This is a genomic window from Frigoribacterium sp. CFBP 13707, from assembly GCF_014842245.1.
In the GTDB taxonomy this organism is placed as follows: domain Bacteria; phylum Actinomycetota; class Actinomycetes; order Actinomycetales; family Microbacteriaceae; genus Frigoribacterium; species Frigoribacterium endophyticum.
Window position 1 is genome coordinate 1 of the sequence record NZ_JACYVL010000004.1, and the last position, 15,235, is coordinate 15,235.

The 15,235-nt window shown below is 75.6% G+C and carries 18 protein-coding genes, 1 tRNA gene and 1 pseudogene; 11 read left to right on the forward strand and 9 right to left on the reverse strand.

The genetic code is table 11. The features are described 5' to 3' along the window. Nucleotides 1-305: 305 nt before the first annotated feature. The 6 genes from IFT45_RS09375 to IFT45_RS09395 form a co-directional block, all read right to left on the reverse strand. Nucleotides 306-1,127, reverse strand: coding sequence for a glycosyltransferase family 2 protein (locus IFT45_RS09375; RefSeq protein ID WP_371810942.1), 822 nt, complete (start codon nt 1,125-1,127; stop codon nt 306-308). Further along, on the reverse strand, nt 1,124-2,527 hold the full coding sequence (locus tag IFT45_RS17145) for a bifunctional PIG-L family deacetylase/class I SAM-dependent methyltransferase (protein ID WP_185230905.1): 1,404 nt from the start codon (nt 2,525-2,527) through the stop codon (nt 1,124-1,126). The genes IFT45_RS09375 and IFT45_RS17145 overlap by 4 nt, the downstream gene beginning before the upstream one ends. Beyond that, nucleotides 2,521-3,762 (reverse strand): acyl-CoA dehydrogenase, encoded by a 1,242-nt coding sequence (locus tag IFT45_RS17150; RefSeq protein WP_244637877.1) that lies wholly within the window; start codon nt 3,760-3,762, stop codon nt 2,521-2,523. The genes IFT45_RS17145 and IFT45_RS17150 overlap by 7 nt, the downstream gene beginning before the upstream one ends. Before the next feature lie 103 nt (nt 3,763-3,865). Further along, nucleotides 3,866-5,236 (reverse strand): GNAT family N-acetyltransferase, encoded by a 1,371-nt coding sequence (locus IFT45_RS09385; protein WP_192127855.1) that lies wholly within the window; start codon nt 5,234-5,236, stop codon nt 3,866-3,868. 59 nt (nt 5,237-5,295) lie between these two features. Further along, a complete protein-coding gene (locus IFT45_RS09390) occupies nt 5,296-6,009 on the reverse strand; it encodes a GAF and ANTAR domain-containing protein (RefSeq protein WP_185230901.1) in 714 nt (237 codons plus the stop codon). Beyond that, a complete protein-coding gene (locus IFT45_RS09395) occupies nt 6,006-6,719 on the reverse strand; it encodes an ANTAR domain-containing protein (RefSeq protein WP_307803230.1) in 714 nt (237 codons plus the stop codon). Before IFT45_RS09395 ends, IFT45_RS09390 begins: the two co-directional genes overlap by 4 nt. A gap of 160 nt (nt 6,720-6,879) precedes the next feature. Between IFT45_RS09395 and IFT45_RS09400 the strand changes: the two genes are divergently transcribed. From IFT45_RS09400 to IFT45_RS09420, 5 genes are all read left to right on the forward strand, one after another. After that, complete coding sequence (locus IFT45_RS09400; protein ID WP_056058539.1) at nt 6,880-7,167, forward strand: hypothetical protein; 288 nt, start codon at nt 6,880-6,882, stop codon at nt 7,165-7,167. Nucleotides 7,168-7,252: 85 nt separating this feature from the next. Continuing rightward, nucleotides 7,253-8,347 (forward strand): alanine dehydrogenase, encoded by a 1,095-nt coding sequence (gene ald / locus IFT45_RS09405; protein ID WP_192127857.1) that lies wholly within the window; start codon nt 7,253-7,255, stop codon nt 8,345-8,347. A 162-nt stretch (nt 8,348-8,509) separates the two neighbouring features. Continuing rightward, nucleotides 8,510-8,782 (forward strand): hypothetical protein, encoded by a 273-nt coding sequence (locus tag IFT45_RS09410; protein WP_056058532.1) that lies wholly within the window; start codon nt 8,510-8,512, stop codon nt 8,780-8,782. Between the two features lie 439 nt (nt 8,783-9,221). Next, a complete protein-coding gene (locus IFT45_RS09415; protein WP_192127859.1) occupies nt 9,222-10,007 on the forward strand; it encodes a hypothetical protein in 786 nt (261 codons plus the stop codon). A gap of 47 nt (nt 10,008-10,054) precedes the next feature. After that, a complete protein-coding gene (locus tag IFT45_RS09420) occupies nt 10,055-10,768 on the forward strand; it encodes a GAF and ANTAR domain-containing protein (RefSeq protein WP_167261173.1) in 714 nt (237 codons plus the stop codon). On the opposite strand, the gene IFT45_RS09425 is transcribed toward IFT45_RS09420, so the two are convergent. After that, nucleotides 10,758-11,093, reverse strand: a complete 336-nt coding sequence (locus IFT45_RS09425; RefSeq protein WP_185230893.1) for an ATP-dependent DNA ligase — start codon at nt 11,091-11,093, stop codon at nt 10,758-10,760. The genes IFT45_RS09420 and IFT45_RS09425 overlap by 11 nt on opposite strands. A gap of 14 nt (nt 11,094-11,107) precedes the next feature. After that, nucleotides 11,108-11,422 (reverse strand): hypothetical protein, encoded by a 315-nt coding sequence (locus IFT45_RS09430; RefSeq protein WP_192127861.1) that lies wholly within the window; start codon nt 11,420-11,422, stop codon nt 11,108-11,110. Between the two features lie 300 nt (nt 11,423-11,722). On the opposite strand from IFT45_RS09430, the gene IFT45_RS09435 reads away from it, so the two are divergent. From IFT45_RS09435 to IFT45_RS17820, 4 genes and pseudogenes are all read left to right on the forward strand, one after another. Then, nucleotides 11,723-11,866, forward strand: a complete 144-nt coding sequence (locus IFT45_RS09435; protein ID WP_156370189.1) for a hypothetical protein — start codon at nt 11,723-11,725, stop codon at nt 11,864-11,866. A gap of 94 nt (nt 11,867-11,960) precedes the next feature. Then, nucleotides 11,961-12,122 (forward strand): hypothetical protein, encoded by a 162-nt coding sequence (locus IFT45_RS09440; RefSeq protein ID WP_167261171.1) that lies wholly within the window; start codon nt 11,961-11,963, stop codon nt 12,120-12,122. Nucleotides 12,123-12,413: 291 nt separating this feature from the next. Further along, nucleotides 12,414-12,869 (forward strand): MarR family winged helix-turn-helix transcriptional regulator, encoded by a 456-nt coding sequence (locus tag IFT45_RS09445; RefSeq protein ID WP_056058516.1) that lies wholly within the window; start codon nt 12,414-12,416, stop codon nt 12,867-12,869. A gap of 485 nt (nt 12,870-13,354) precedes the next feature. Next, nucleotides 13,355-13,735 (forward strand): annotated as a pseudogene (locus IFT45_RS17820) (NAD(P)-binding domain-containing protein); the annotation flags it as partial. Nucleotides 13,736-14,279: 544 nt separating this feature from the next. On the opposite strand, the gene IFT45_RS09455 reads toward IFT45_RS17820, so the two are convergent. Then, nucleotides 14,280-14,350, reverse strand: a tRNA-Gly gene (locus tag IFT45_RS09455). 232 nt (nt 14,351-14,582) lie between these two features. Between IFT45_RS09455 and IFT45_RS09460 the strand changes: the two genes are divergently transcribed. Together IFT45_RS09460 and IFT45_RS09465 are read left to right on the forward strand one after the other, a co-directional pair. Next, nucleotides 14,583-14,747 carry a hypothetical protein gene (locus IFT45_RS09460; RefSeq protein WP_192127863.1) on the forward strand — a complete coding sequence of 55 codons (165 nt, stop codon included), beginning with the start codon at nt 14,583-14,585 and terminating at the stop codon, nt 14,745-14,747. Further along, nucleotides 14,747-15,025 (forward strand): hypothetical protein, encoded by a 279-nt coding sequence (locus IFT45_RS09465; RefSeq protein ID WP_185230885.1) that lies wholly within the window; start codon nt 14,747-14,749, stop codon nt 15,023-15,025. Before IFT45_RS09460 ends, IFT45_RS09465 begins: the two co-directional genes overlap by 1 nt. The last annotated feature ends 210 nt before the right edge of the window (nt 15,026-15,235 follow it).

Consider the following 15,235-nt stretch of genomic DNA (forward strand, 5'->3'; position numbering starts at 1 on the left):
CGCTCCTCCACCCCAGAGTGGAGCACGGCCCTCGGGGCGAACAGCGCCCGCGGTCCCGCTCCTCCACTCCAGAGTGGAGGACGACTTCGGGGAGACGTCTTCTCAACCCCCGCTGCTCCACTCCGGAGTGGAACGACGTTTCTCGACCACGACGTCCTGGCCGGCCACCGCAGCAGCGAGCCAGCCGCACCGCGCCGGGCGACGACGTCGAGGTGACCCTTCCTGGGGCCTCCGTGCGGAGGAAGGCCCAGGAAGGGTCACCTCGATGCGCGGCGCGGCGCGGCGCCGGGCGCCGGCGCCAGCGCTCAGGCGAGCAGGTCGTTCGCGAGGTAGCCCGCGTAGCCGCCGCGCGTGCGGCCGACGCGACGCCCCGAGGTCAGCACCTCGCCCGCCTCCGACGCCAGCAGGGTCGCCCCCGCCGCGCGCAGCCGCCCCACGAGCGTCACGTCCTCGTGCAGGTCGAGGTCGCCGAAGCCCCCCGCCTCCGCGTAGCGCGACGCCCGCACCCCGAGGTTCGCCCCGTGCACGTGCCCGTTCGGCCGCCCGGGCGTGTGGCGGGCCGTCCAGGCGGCGACCTGCTCCCGGCTGAGGTCGGCGAAGTCGGGCCGGACGGTGCCGACCACGACGTCCGCCCCGGCGTCGGCCTCGTCGAGCTGCGACGTCAGCCAGGCCGGCGGCACCTGCGAGTCGGCGTCCGTGTTGGCGATCCACACGCGGTCCGCGGTGGTCGCGGGCCCGTCGTCCGGCCCGCCCCGGCCCTCGCCCCGGCGCAGCTCCACGAGCGCCCACTCGACGCCGGCCGACCGCGCGAGCCCGACGTTGTGGACGCTGGTCTCGAGCACGGTGACTCCCGGCACGGCCCTTGCGAGCCGCACGGTGTCGTCCGTGCAGCCGTCGGCCACGACGACGACGACGACCCGCGCCTCCGGGCGCTCCTCGGCCAGGCGACGCCGCGCCTCGGCGACGGAGGCGAGGCAGCGCTCGATCAGCTCCTGCTCGTCACGGGCCGGCACGACGACGGCGACCCCGACGACCGGGGCCGGCGAGGAGTCGCGGGCCGGCTCCGCGACGGAGGCCCGGTCGCGCGCGTCGTCGGCGGGCACGGCGCAGGGCGCGGGCGCGCTCACCGGAGGCCCGTCCGCTCGGCGACGGACCGGCCGTCGAGCGAGAACACGTCGAGCAGGAAGTCGGCCTCGACGTGCTGCACCACGCGGCGCAGCCCGGCGCGCTCGGCCCAGGCGGCCAGCACGGCGTGCACCTCGTCGCCTCCCTGGGCGAAGTCGTCGGCCCCGTGCCGCCAGTGGCAGGCCACGAGCGTTCCGGTCGCCGTGAGCGCGGCGGCGACGCCGTCGAGCAGGGCGGTCAGCGCACCGGGCTCGAGGTAGTAGCCGACCTCGCCGAGCACGACGAGGTCCCAACGCCCCTCGGGCAGCCCCTCGGAGGCGTCGGCCCGCTCCACCCGCACGTGCGGCCGGTCGGCGAGCCGCTCGCGGGCACGCTGCACGGCCACCGGCGAGACGTCGAGCGCGAGGACCCGGTCGGCCCGGGCGGCGAGCTCGCTCGTCACGACGCCGATCGAGCAGCCGACCTCGAGCACCGCGCCGTACCGCTCGTCGGGCAGGGCCCCGAGCACCAGGGCGCGCTTGCGCCGCTCGTACCACCGCGTCGTGACCCCCCACGGGTCGTCGCGGGCGGCGTGCGTCCCGTCGAAGCGCGAGGCGTCGTCGGCGGGGGCGTCACCGGCGACGGGTACGTCGACGGGGACGTCCGCGGGCACGGAGCGCACGAACACGTCGCGCCCGGCGGCGAAGTGGGCGAGGAACTCCGGCCGCAGCACCGCCTCGTCGCCCGGGCGCGCGGAGAGCGGCCTGACCTGGCTGACGTAGCGGGCGAGGGCGTGCTGGCGCGCGACCCGCGCCTCCTCGTCCACCGTCAGCTGGACCAGCTGTGCCCACGGCACGTCGGGGTGGTCGGGCGAGCCCCAGTGCCACATCCAGACCGGGTACTCGAGCAGCTCGGGCGCCGGGTGCGCTCCGGCGACGACCTCGGCCGCCACCTCGCCGAGCACGCGGTGGTCGCGGTGCCCGTCGCCGCGCCAGGTCGACACGACCGCGGAGGGAGCGAGCTCGTCGACGAGGTCGACGAGCCGGTCGCGCACGGCCTCGCGGTGCTCCCGCACGGCCCCGTCGGGCACGCCGAGCATCACGAGCCGGACCCCGGGGCCGAGCTCGTCGAGGGCCGCGCGCGCCTCGCGGCGCCGGACCTCGCCGAGCTCGGCGCTCGACGTCGTCTCCGACGCCGGGTGCGAGGCGGTGCCGTCCGTCACGACGACGACCGTGACGGGCTGCCCCCGCCGGGCGGCGGCGGCGATCAGCGAGCCGGCGCCGAGCGTCTCGTCGTCGGCGTGGGCCGCGAGCACGAGCAGGGAGCCGGGGAGGCGCGGTGCAGCCGGCAGCGCCGCCAGGCGCGGGTCGGCCTCCCACGTCGCGACGGAGGTGCCGGGCTCGCGGGCGTCGAAGCTCACCACGGGTCCACCCCCTCCCCGGCGGCGTCGACCCCGTCGCCGGCGGGCTGGACGGACTCGGCCACGCGGTCGAGCGCCCGCTCGCGGACAGCGCCGCCGAGCGACGCCTCGTCCTTCTCCGCGTGGTGCTGGCGCAGGTACAGCTCGAGGTCGGCGACGCGGGCGGCGTGCGCCGCGTCGAGCGCCAGGGGCGCGGGCCCGAGGGCCCGGCCGACGGCGGTGAGCACGTCGTCGGCGGCGCGGGCCACCGTTCCCCGCACCCGCTTGGCGAGGAGGCGCCCCTCGCGACCGGTGGCCTCGCCCGCGTCGACGAGGTCGGCGGCCTCGGCGAGCGCACGCCGCGCGTCGCCGAGGCGCTCGTCGACCACCCCGAGGGCGCGGAGCCGCCAGGGGTCGGGCTCGCGGCCGACGGTCGCGGCGTGGAGGGTGCGGGCGACGCCGACCGCTCCGCCGTACCAGCAGGCGGCGACGCCGATGCCGCCCCACTCGAAGCCCGGGCGGCGCAGGTACCAGCCGGGCTCGCCGACCGGGCTCGCCGCGACGTCGTCGAAACGGACGGGGCCCGAGGGGATGTCGACCAGGCCGCGGGCGTGCCACGCGCCCGGGACGACCTCGACGCCGGGCTGGTGCAGGTCGACCGCGAAGAGACGGCGCTCGTCGCCCGCCCAGGCGGTGACGAGGGCGGCGTCGAGCTGGCCGGCGAGGGAGCACCACGGCTTGACGCCGGTGAGCGTCCAGCGCTCGGGGGCGGCGGTCGCGGCGCCGCCGGCAGCGGGGGCGCCGGGGTCGGCGGGGTCGGCGGGGTCGACAGCGATGCTCGGAGCCCGCGTGGCGTCGAGCCGCACCCCCGGGCCCTCGGCGGCGAAGACGCCCCAGACCGGCCCGGCCGCGGAGGCCCGGCCACCCGAGCCCGCGACGCCGGCGGCGCCCGCAGCGCCCGCGACGTCCGCGGCGGCCGGCGCCACCTGCCCGGCCTCCCGGGCCTGCTCGAGGACGGCCACCGCGTCGAGGTGCGGCTCCACCGCCCGCGCCGCGGAGAGGTCGTGGGCGGCGAGCGTGGCCAGCGCGCGCCAGAGGTCCGCGGTGTGGCCGGTGCCGGGGGCGGGCACCGCGCCTCCCCGCCGCCCGGGGCCGGTCAGGCTCGCGGCGAGGCCCAGGGCCTCGGCGACGGAGGCCGGCAGGTGAGCACGGACGAAGGAGGTCGTCGACCCTGGCGGGACGGCGCGCGACAAGTGCATGCTCCGACCGTACGGGGCGTGCACGGCCTGCACCCAGCGTTGTCCCCCACACAGGGCACGGCGGCGTGTGCGCTCCCGGCCGCCCGAGCGGCCGGGCCCGCCGTCAGAACGAGGTGATGCCGTGCAGCGGCCGGTCGGGCGCGAGCATCGCCCGGAGCGACTGCACCGCGCCCGCGCGGCGCTCGCGGACGAGACCGGCCCCGGCGAGCGTCACGGGGTCGACGCCGCCGAGCCAGAGCGAGCCCAGCGTGGCGACGTCGAGGTCGAGGTCGGCCCGGCGGACGCCCGCGCGCTTGACGGTCGCCGAGCCACCCTCGCTCGTGACCCGGAAGGTGCCGGCCGCGTGCCCCAGGGCGTCGGCGACCGCGAGCGTGACGACCCCGTCGGCCGACCACGGCCGCGCCTGCAGCGCCGCCACGGGGTCGAGCACGCGCAGCCAGACGTGGTCCTCGTCGTGGGTGATGCGCATCGCGCGGGGGTCGACCAGCGCGTGCAGCAGCGGGTCGGCCTGGGGAGCCTGCTCGTAGCGGACGGTGTCGACGAGGTCGACCTCGAGCAGCAGCTGCCAGAGGCCGAGGTACGCGTCGTCGCTCGCCGCCACGAGGTCGGTGACGATCAGCACGGTCGTCGCGCCCTCGTCGAGCTTGTAGGTGACGTAGCCGTCGACCGCGCCCGCGGGGTCACGGTGCACCGCGGCGCGGATCGCGGGGTCGGAGACGCCGCCCGGCCGGCCGCCGTGCAGCCGGTGCGACCAGACGCCCTCGTGCCGGTCGATCGACCCCGGGCTGCGGCGGTGGAACCGGGCGAAGACCTCGCGGGCCGTCGCCTCGAACGCCTCGTCGCGGGCGACCAGGTCGACGCTGCCCGCGGGCTCGGAGAGCAGGCCGGAGGCGCGGCGCCGGTCGACCTCGACCTTGCGTTCGCGGGTGGCCGGCCCGAACCCGAACCGTCGGTAGATCACGCCCTCGCTGGCGGTCAGCGCGGCCACCGCGAGGCCCGCGCCCTTCGCGGCGGCGAGGTCGTCGGTCATCAACCGGCGGAGGATGCCCCGACGGCGGTAGGTCGGCTGCACGGTCACGCCCGAGACGAGGTGCGCGTCGAGGAGGCGCCCGCCGCCGACATTGATCGAGCGGGTGAGGCTGACGAAGGTGCCCACGGGCACTCCGGACGCGGCGAGGGAGCCCTCCCGCGCCTCCTTCGCGTAGACGCCCGTGTAGAGCCGGCCGTCGACGACGCCGCGCTGCGTCTCGCGGCCGATCGTGGCAGCGTCGGGCTCAGCGTTGTGGAAGCCGAGGGTGACCGCCCGCGTCCAGGCCGTCGAGTCGGCGTCGGCGCGCGGGTCGGCGGGCGCGGCGCCGTCGCCCGCGGCGTCGCCTTCGGCACCGTCAGCGTCGTCGCCCGCATCGGCGACCGGGGTCGGCTCGAGCGCGGCGGGGAAGGAACGGATGTCGAAGTCGTCGTCGAAGGGAGCCACGACGGCCAGCGTAGGGCGCGCCGCCGACGCTGTCGTCGGCCGGAGGGAGGAGCCGACGGCTAGAGCGTCAGCCGCCGCTCCACGAGCCCGCGGGCGACGTCGGCGAGGCGCGTGCGGGTGCGCCGCGCATGCGACCGCATCAGCTCGAAGGCCTGGTCGGTGCTGACGTCGTGCGTGTGGGCGAGCACGCCCTTCGCCTGCTCGATGACGACGCGGGTGGTCAGCGCCGACTGCAGCTGGGCCTGGACGGCGGTGCTCTCGCGCAGCGTCCTCTCCTGCACGATGCCGATGGTCGCGACGTCGGCGAGCGCCTGCGCCACGCGCACGTCGCGCTCGTTGAGCTCGCCGGGCTCGTGCCGCAGCAGGTTGAGCGTGCCGATCACGGTCTCGCGGAGGCGCAGGGGCACGGCGTGCACCGAGCGGAAGCCCTGCTCGCGCGCGACGCGGGCGAAGCGCGGCCAGCGGGCGTCGCCCTCGTCGAGCGAGGTGACCGAGACGACCTTGCCGGTGCGGAAGCACTCCCAGCAGGGCCCCTCCTCCGCGTCGAGCTGCATGGTCTCGACGAGCGAGGTCGCCTCGCTCGTCGAGGCGACGACCTCGAGCTCGCCCGAGTCGTCGGCGAGCAGGATGCCCCCCTCCGAGACGTCGAGCAGGTCGTGGCAGGTCTCGACGAGCGACTGCAGCAGCTCGATGACGTCGAAGCCCGCGACGAGCGAGTCGGCCAGGGTGGTGAAGGCGTCGACGAGAGCGGCCTCCCGTGTGGATTCCGTCATGATGACTCCTCGATGCCCGTGGGGCGTGTGGCGAAGCTGAGGCGACCGGCCAGGACGTCGTCGGCGACCTCGCGCATCGACGTCCCGGTGGCGAAGGCGTGGCCCTGCAGCAGCAGCTCGGCGTCCTCGGGCGAGACGCCGACCTGGGCGAGCACCATGCCGGTGGCCTGGTGGACGTGCCGGCGCGAGAAGCGGTCGGTCACGGCGTCGTCGTGCTGCTCGTCGGCGATCTCGCGGACGGCGGCGCGCAGCAGGTGGCGGCTGACCTCGCGGGCCAGGGCGGAGGCGCGGAGGGCGTGCTCGTCGCTCAGGTCGTGCGCGTGGTCGCACCAGAGGTCCATGGCGCCGAGCGCGAGCGGGCCGAGCAGCAGGGGGAAGGCGAAGAGGGCACCGATCGGCTCGTCGGCGAGCGCCCGCGAGAACGCGGGCCAGACGCGCACGGGCGAGCCCGCGACGTCAGGCTCGAGCACCGGTCGGCGGGCGGCGACGGCGTCCCAGCAGGGGCCCTCGCCGAGGTCGAACTGCAGCTCGTCGAGCCGCGCGGCCTGGTCGTCGGTGGCGGCGACCGTCCCGGTGGGCAGCAGGTCGCCCATCGTCGCGATGGAGAGGCCCGTCACGGGCAGGGCGCCGAGCAACGGACGGGCCAGGTCGCCCCCGGTCGAGGAGGCGCGGCGCAGCTCGGCCACGGCCGTCACCATCTCGTCGTCCACGTCGCTGCTCCCTGCACACTCCGGTCTCGGAGTCAACCGAACCGCCGACCCTGTCGCCGGGGCCCCGTGACGTGCGACCATCGGAGCACGAGAGACCGTTCCCCCGGACCCCGGGAGCGGCGGACACGCGGCCTCGGCCGCTCTACCGGACGGGGTCACCGTGAACGTCACCAGCCTGAGCATCGACGGCCAGCTCTACCACCTCGACCCCTCGGTCGACGTGGGCGCCCTCAAGGCCCGCATCTCGGCCGTCGCCCGACAGGGAGCGGACTTCGTCGACTTCTCGACGGTCGCGCACGGCCTGGTCTCGGTGCTCGTCACGGCGTCGAGCGTCGTGCGCCTCCAGTCGGTGCCGACCGAGCCCGTCGACGCGGCCCACGAGCCGGAGGAAGCCACGGAGTGGGCGCGCATCGACGCCGCCATCGACTTCGACGAGTACGCCTGGTAGCCCCCGCGTCGCCGACGGGCCACGATGGAGGCACCCGGTCACCCGACAGAGACGTCGACACGACCGCGAGACGGACGGAGCCCCCATGCGCGTCGGCGTGCCCACCGAGATCAAGAACAACGAGGCCCGCGTGGCGATCACGCCCGCCGGGGTCGACGCCCTGGTGCGCCGGGGCCACGAGGTGCTCGTGCAGTCGGGGGCGGGCCTCGGCTCGCGTCTCTCCGACGCCGACTTCGCCGCGGCGGGCGCGACGGTCGTCGACGGCCCCGCGGCCGTGTGGGACGCCGCCGACCTGCTCGTCAAGGTCAAGGAGCCCGTCGCCGAGGAGCACGCCCGCCTCCGTGCCGACCAGGTGCTCTTCACGTACCTGCACCTCGCGGCCGACCGGGCCCTGACGGAGGCGCTGGTCGCCTCGGGCACGACCGCGATCGCCTACGAGACCGTGCAGCTGGCCGACCGCTCGCTGCCGCTGCTGCAGCCGATGAGCGAGGTGGCCGGGCGGCTGTCGATCACGGTGGGGGCGTACCACCTGATGCGCGCCTCCGGCGGTCGCGGGACCATGCTCGGCGGCGTCCCGGGCACCCCGCGCGCGAAGGTCGTCGTGATCGGCGGGGGCGTCGCCGGCGAGCACGCGGCGGCCGCCGCCGTCGGCCTGGGCGCCGACGTGACCGTGGTCGACTTGTCGCTGCCGCGCCTCCGCAGCCTGGAGGCGCGCTTCGACGGGCGCGTCGCCACGCGGCACTCGTCGCCGTGGGAGATCGCGGCGCAGGTGCGCGACGCCGACCTCGTGATCGGGTCGGTGCTCGTGCCCGGAGCCGCGGCGCCGAAGCTCGTGACCGACGAGATGGTCGCTGGCATGAAGGCCGGTGCGGTGCTCGTCGACATCGCGATCGACCAGGGCGGCTGCTTCGAGGGGTCGCGCCCGACCACGCACGACGACCCCACCTTCGCGGTGCACGACGCCGTGTACTACTGCGTCGCCAACATGCCCGGCGCCGTGCCGGAGACGTCGACGCGGGCGCTCACGGCGGCGACGCTGCCCTACGTGACGGCGCTCGCCGACCACGGCTGGCGTGCGGCGACCGAGGCGGACCCGGCCCTCGCGCTCGGGCTCAACGTCGTGGGCGGGCGCGTCACGAACGCCGGGGTCGCGACGGCGCTCGGGCTGCCGCTGGGCTAGGCGAGGGAGGGCCCGCCGGAGGGCGTGCCGCAGCGCGCTCCCGAGTGCCTCGGCGCGACGCGCCGGTGTCCGCGGGCGACGCGCCGGAGCGCTTGCGGACCGTCGGAGGGGCTGCCTACACTCGACCCCTGTTCGAACACGTGTTCGAGAGAGGCGGCCCTGATGAACATCTCCACGACCCGATCCGACGTCGCGCTCTGGTTCGTCGACGAGGTGCCCGACCGGCTCGTGCACGACGGGGTGCGGTACCGCGTCTCCGACATGCCGACGAAGCTCTTCGACGAGCCGACCTTCGTGCACGCGCTCATCACGCACCCGCCACGGCAGTTCGTCGGGTGGCGGTTCCAGGCCACCGACGGGGTCGGCACGACCCACATGTTCGAGGTGCTGCGCGACGCCGCGGGCCGGTGGGTGCTGGGCCGCGTCTACGACTGAGGCGAGGCCGCCCCTCGACCGAGGTGACTCGATCTGGGCCCTGGGAGTCCGTGACGACCCAGGACGCGACATCTCGCGTGGGTCGCCCACCCCCGGCCGGCGTCGGCACCCGAGTCACGAGTTGTCGACAGAGTGTGGATGACGTGTGGAGAACCTGTGCCGACACGCCGCCCGCCCCGTGGAGAACTGGGGACAACTGGGGACAAAGGTGTGGAAATCACACCGGTGTAATTCACGCATAGCTCTGTGACCAGCACTTTCGGCGAGGGCTAGCCCTGTGGATAACTCTCGATCTCGCGCTCGACTTGTCCACATCGCGGGAGGGGGACGGATGCGGTAGGTGCGACCTGAGGCCGGTCGCAGGTCGCGGTGCCAGACTCGCCGCAGCGATCTCCCGGCGCCCGTGCCCGCGGCGCCGTCCACCCGAGGAAGGACCGCCGTGCCCAAGGACGACAAGACCCCGAAGAACTCCGACGCGGGGAAGGGCTCCGCCAAGGGGGCCACGAAGAAGGGCTCCGCGAAGGGCTCCGCGAAGGGCGGCTCGAAGCCCGCCGAGGCCGAGACCCGCGCTCGCGAGGCCCTGCGCGCCGCGAAGGCCGCCGTCGCCGAGGCGCGCGCCCGGTCGGCGGCGCTGACCACCGTCACGCGGCCGGGCCTCGACGACCTCGCGCAGCAGCTCGTCGTCGTCAAGGGCGAGATCAAGGCCGCGACCCGTCGCGCCGAGAAGGCGGACGCCCAGCGCGCCGAGCTCGAAGAGCGCCGCGCCGCCGCCCGGAAGGCCCGTGCCCGCGCCGAGAAGAAGGCCGCGAAGGCCGACGCTGCCCGCGAGGAGGTCGCGGCGGCCGAGAAGGCCGCCGCGAAGGCCGCCCGACGCGTCGAGAAGGCCGCCGCGAAGGCGTCGCGCAGCACGGCGGCCACGGCACAGGGCGCCTCGTCGACGCCGACGTCCGGCCCGGCGGCCGACGCGACCGGTGCGCCCGCCGGCACCGCGACTCCGGCAGCCGCCGCCGCCGCCGGCTCCGCTCCCGTCGACTACGCCCTGCCGCTCCCCCCGAGCGACGAGACGACCGTGACGCGCGAGGACGGCAGCGAGGCCCGCGAGGACCTGCACGCCCAGACCCTCGTGCACCTGCGCGGCCTCGCCCGCGCGGCGGGGCTCACGGGGTACTCGCGCCTGACGAAGACCGCGCTGGTGGCGAAGCTGCAGGAGCTCCCGGTTCGGTGACCGGACATCGGCGAGCGAGCCGCGGTCTTCGTTCGTAGGGTCGGTGCATGAGCGCTGATCAGAGGGAGATCGACCTGGCCCGCGTGTTCGTCGACCTGGCGGACTCGCTCCGGGGAGGGCACGACGTCATCGACACGATGGACGTGCTCGTGCAGGCGACCGTCACGCACACCCGCGCCTCCGAGGCGGCGGTCGTGCTGGCGGACGCCGGCGGCTCCCTCCACGTCGTCGCGTCGACCTCGGAGCGCTCCGTCGACGTCGAGGAGGCGCAGATCGGCACGGCGTCGGGCCCCTGCGTCGCCGCCTACGCGGACGGCCACCTGCTCGAGGTGCCGGACGTGCACGGGGTCGTCGACCGCTGGCCGGAGTTCGTCGAGACGGCCGAGGCGTCGGGCCTGCGCGCCGCCGTCGCCATCCCGCTGACGGTGCGCGACCGGACCATCGGCGGCATGAACGTCTTCCTGCGCGAGGCGGGGCGCCTGAGCGACGTCGAGCTGGTGCTGCTGCAGGCGATGACCCACGTGGCGACGATCAGCGTGCTCCAGCAGCGCGACTCCGACGCCCGCGACGAGCTCGCCGACCAGCTGCAGCGGGCGCTCGACGCCCGCGTCACGATCGAGCAGGCGAAGGGGTTCCTCGCCTACCAGCACGAGACGGGGGTGGACCAGGCCTTCGCGCTGATCCGTGACCACGCCCGGCGACACCGGGTGCGCCTCCGCGAGGTCGCCGAGGGCGTGGTGCGTCGCGAGCTCAGCCTCTGACCTCCGGCGCCGAGGCCCCGGTGGCCGAGACCGGCTCGGGCAGCACGTGCAGGCCGGGGCCGCTGTCGGCGGAGGCGGCGAGCGCCCTCAGCCAGGCGGGGTTGATCGCCGGAGGGCGGCTGCCGGCGAAGCGGAAGCGCAGGCTCACGGTCGGGAAGACCCAGATGGTGCTGCGCCCGTCACCGGACGCCGCGGGCTCTTTCCACGAGAAGGCGAAGCTCTCGTGGCGGCGCAGCTTGGCGACCATGACGATCTGGAGGTGCGCCAGCACACGGTCGTCCATCTGCACCTCGGCGGTGCCGCGGTCGTAGATCAGGTGGCCCACGGTCGTGCCCCCGCTCAGGCGCCGGGCACGGCCGCGTCGTCGACGGCGTGGTCGTGCGGGGCGTGGTCGGCGTGCTGGTCGTGGGCGCCGTTCTCGGCGGCGGGGCCGGAGGCGCCCTGCGGCAGGCGCGCCTGGTCGAGGATCGACACGGCGTCGGCCGCCGAGATCGACCAGGTGATGGTCGCCGTGACCGTGGCGCTGCCGCCCGCCCCGATGTCGTCGCTGAGGAAGTCGACCCGGACGTCGGAGACCGACTGGTCGCGTGCGGGCACGTCCGCGACCGCGCGCACGATGACGCCGTCGTCGTAGGGCAGGTTGGAGATGGCCATGGTGCTCGGTCCGTTCGTCGGGTGCGGGACGGGGCTGCCGCCTCCCCCAGTGTCCTCCTCGGGGGCCGGCGCCGTCAGGCGGTCGCTCCGGGCCGCGCCCGCCGGGGGCGCCCGAGCTGGCCGCCCGGCGCGCTCCGCGACGCGCTTGTCCGGAAAGCGAAGTCTCTAGGAGGACTAACTAGCTCGACTAGCTAAATCGTGTCACGATCTCCCTCGTACCGGTTCACGGCGGTACGGCCCGACTTCACGGCGGGCCGCCCGCAACGACGACGGCGCAGGGCCGTCAGGAACGAGAACGACATGAGCATCACGAGCCAGTCTCCGTTCACGGAGATCCGAGCCACCGAACGCCAGGCCACCCTCTTCGTCATCGCGACCTCGGCGGTCGCCGCGTGCGGCACCGTCGTCGCCGGCATGCTCGTCGCCCTCGGGGTCGCCGCGTGAACGCCCCCGGCGCCGCAGCCACCTGGTCGGACCTCGCGCTCCCCGCGACCGAGCCGCTCGACCTCGCCGACCTCTTCCGGGCGGAGGCCGCCTGATGGACCTCCGGTCGCTCACCCACGAGGCGCTCGTCGCCGCCGTCTCGGGTCGCCTGGTCGGCCCCCAGTCGCTCTCGGCCGCCGAGGTGCAGGCGTTCTCCGCCAGCCCCGTCGAGGCCCCCTCGGCCCGCCCCGAGCACGCGAGGATGGAGGCGGCCTGATGCCGTTCTCCGCCCGCGCCCTCGCTCCCGAGCTCGAGCACGTCTCGTACTTCGACACGTCGATCGACGACGACGACCTCGACTGACACCTCCCCGGAGGCCCCCGGCACCACCCGCACGACAGCACCCGCACGACAGCAGCACAGGACGACCGCACGACAGCATGACGACCACCGCATGACCCCGCTCGACCACCGCCTCCACCAGGGCCGGCAGCGCGAGGGCGACGCCCGACGGGCACCGCACCGAACACCGTCACCCCGACGGCCTGATCACCCAGAGGACCCCGCGATGCCCCAGCGAATCCAGGCAGCCCGCCTGCACGCCTCCCTCGAGAGCTACCGGATCACCGAGCAGCGCCTCGACCGGACGGCCGGGTCGTCGCCCCTGCCGCGGACGGAGCGGGACGCCCTCGCGCTCATCCTCGCCGCGGAGGCCACCGAGCAGCCGATGACGCCGGGCGCCCTCGCCGCGACCCTGGGCTTCACCACCCCCGCCGTCTCGAACCTGCTGCACCGGCTGCAGGACGCCGGTCTCGTGCTCTGCGAGGCCGACCCGAGCGACCGTCGCCGCAAGACCGTGCACACCACGCCGGAGGGGCGCGACGCCTGCGAGACCACCACGACGGTGCCGCCGGTGCAGGAGTTCCTCATGCAGGTGCCCCCGGAGCAGGCCGAGGTGATCAGCGCGTTCCTCGACGAGCTGAGCACCGTGATCGCGTCGCAGGCGGAGCGCGTCCCGCGCTGACGCTCGAGCGTCGAGGCGACCCGTCCCGGACCCTCCGCGGTGCGCGGGCCCCAGATCGGGTCACCTCGACGAGGCGGGGCTCGCCAGTTGCCGATTCGAGGGCTTAGGAGCGTCGATCTGCCCCTCGACGTGGCGAGTACCGCGGCTCCGCTACCGTCGACGTGTCGACGGGCATGCCCGCACCGAGGCACGAGGAGGCGCGGATGAGCGACGCGACGCCGGTCCCGGTCCCGACCCGCAGGCCGTCGCCGGCGCCCCGCCGCGCCACCGTCGTCGTGGTCGGCGCCGGCCAGGCCGGGCTGTCGGCCGCGCACCACCTGGCGCGCCGCGGGTTCGGCTCCGCGCTCGACGACCCCGACGCCGACGGAGACGCGGCCCGCACGCTCGTCGTGCTCGACGCGGACGACCGACCGGGAGGCGCGTGGCAGCACCGGTGGGAGTCGCTGCGCATGGGCACCGTCAACGGCATCTTCGACCTGCCGGGCATGCCCCTGCCGCCCGTCGACCCCGAGGAGCCGAGCCGCGACGCGGTGCCGCGGTACTTCGCCGCGTACGAGGAGCGCGAGCGGCTGCCGATCGTGCGGCCCGTACGCGTGACCGCGGTGCGGGCGGTCGACGACGACCCGGGCGGCGACCTGCTCGTCGAGACGACGGCGGGCACCTGGCTGACGCGCGCGGTCGTCAACGCCACCGGCACGTGGAACACGCCCGTCGTGCCCGACGTGCCGGGCCGCGAGCTGTTCGCCGGCCTGCAGCGGCACAGCCGTGACTACGGACGCGCCTCGGACTTCGGGGGCCGGCGCGTCGCGATCGTCGGGGGCGGCATCTCGGCGGTGCAGCTGCTCGAGGAGGTCAGCCGGGTCGCGACCACCCTCTGGTACACGCGACGCGAGCCCGTCTTCCTCGACCACGACTTCACGCAGAGCCTCGACGGCGTCGACGTCGAGCGCCGTGTCGCGGCCGACGCGGCGGAGGGCCGCCCGCCCGCGAGCATCGTCTCGTACACCGGGCTCGGCTGGACGAGCTACGCCGTGGAGGCGCGGCGCCGGGGAGTCCTCACCCGTCGCCCGATGTTCACGGCGCTCGGCCCGCACCACGTGGTCGAGGCCGACGGGTCGAGCACGAGCGTCGACGCGGTCATCTGGGCCACGGGGTTCCGGGCCGACCTCGACCACCTCGACCCGCTGCGGCTGCGCGGGCCGCTCGGCGGGGTGCCGCTCGTCGGCACGCGGGCCCGGGCCGACGAGCGCGTGCACCTGATCGGCTACGGGCCGTCGCAGTCGACCGTCGGTGCCAACCGGGCGGGCCGCGCGGCCGCGGTCGCGCTGGTGCAGCGGCTGGGTGCGGGGACGGGCGCGGCGGTGACGGCGGAGCCGAGTGAGGCGAGCACGGCGCGGGACGAGCGAGGAGAGCGAGTGACGGGAATCGAACCCGCGCTACCAGCTTGGGAAGCTGGAGTTCTACCATTGAACTACACTCGCGCGCCGCGGTGATGCGGACTCCCCCACTATAGCGACCCGCGACTCCTCGGTCTGTGCGGCCGCCCGACGGCCGGCCCGACGGCACGCTCACGACGTCGCGTCCCCCGTTCCACCCGGTGTCCCCCGGTCGGGGGCCGGTTGTCAAGGGCCTGCACCGATCCGTCCACCCGCTTAGCGTCGAGGGGACCACCGGGGCCGACTGGGCGGACCCGAGCGACCAGAGGAGCACCTCATGAGCCACTACGTCAGCGATCCTGACGCCCGACCGGTCAAGATCACCACCTACCCGCCGCGGCCCCGACGCCGCACCACGCCGGGCCAGCGCTCCACCCGCCGCGACGAGGTCCGCTACGGCGACTTCTTCGTCGCCGAGTCCGCCGCGAGCGGGGTGGCCTGATGCCCCCCGCCGGTCAGACGTCGACCGCGCAGCAGCTGGTGCGCGTGCCGCTGACCGACGTCTCCGACGTGCACCTGCACCGGATCGACGACGGCCAGTGGCGGGTGCTCGACCGGCGCCTGCCCTCCGACGACGTCGCCGCACTGCTCGGCTTCGTCGAGCGCACCGGGGGCCTCTACGAGGTCACGCTGATGGGGCGGCCGCGCGAGCACGTGCCGTGCCCCGACCTGCGCTGCGCGGCGCTGACGTTCGTCGAGCACGGGGTCGAGCTGGGCTGAGCCGTGCGCCCTGGTCGGCGCGGCGCGGCGCGGTTCGGTCGCGGGCGCGGGCTGCTCTCCACCGCACGGCCCAGCTCCGGGCCGGGATCCGCCCCGACAAGTACGGTCCACATCCGCTGATCCACTCCGGAGTGGAGCAGCCTCCGCCCTCCCGCCACGTCGAGAGCCGCCGATCCACTCCGGAGTGGAGCGGCGATCCGGGCGACCGAC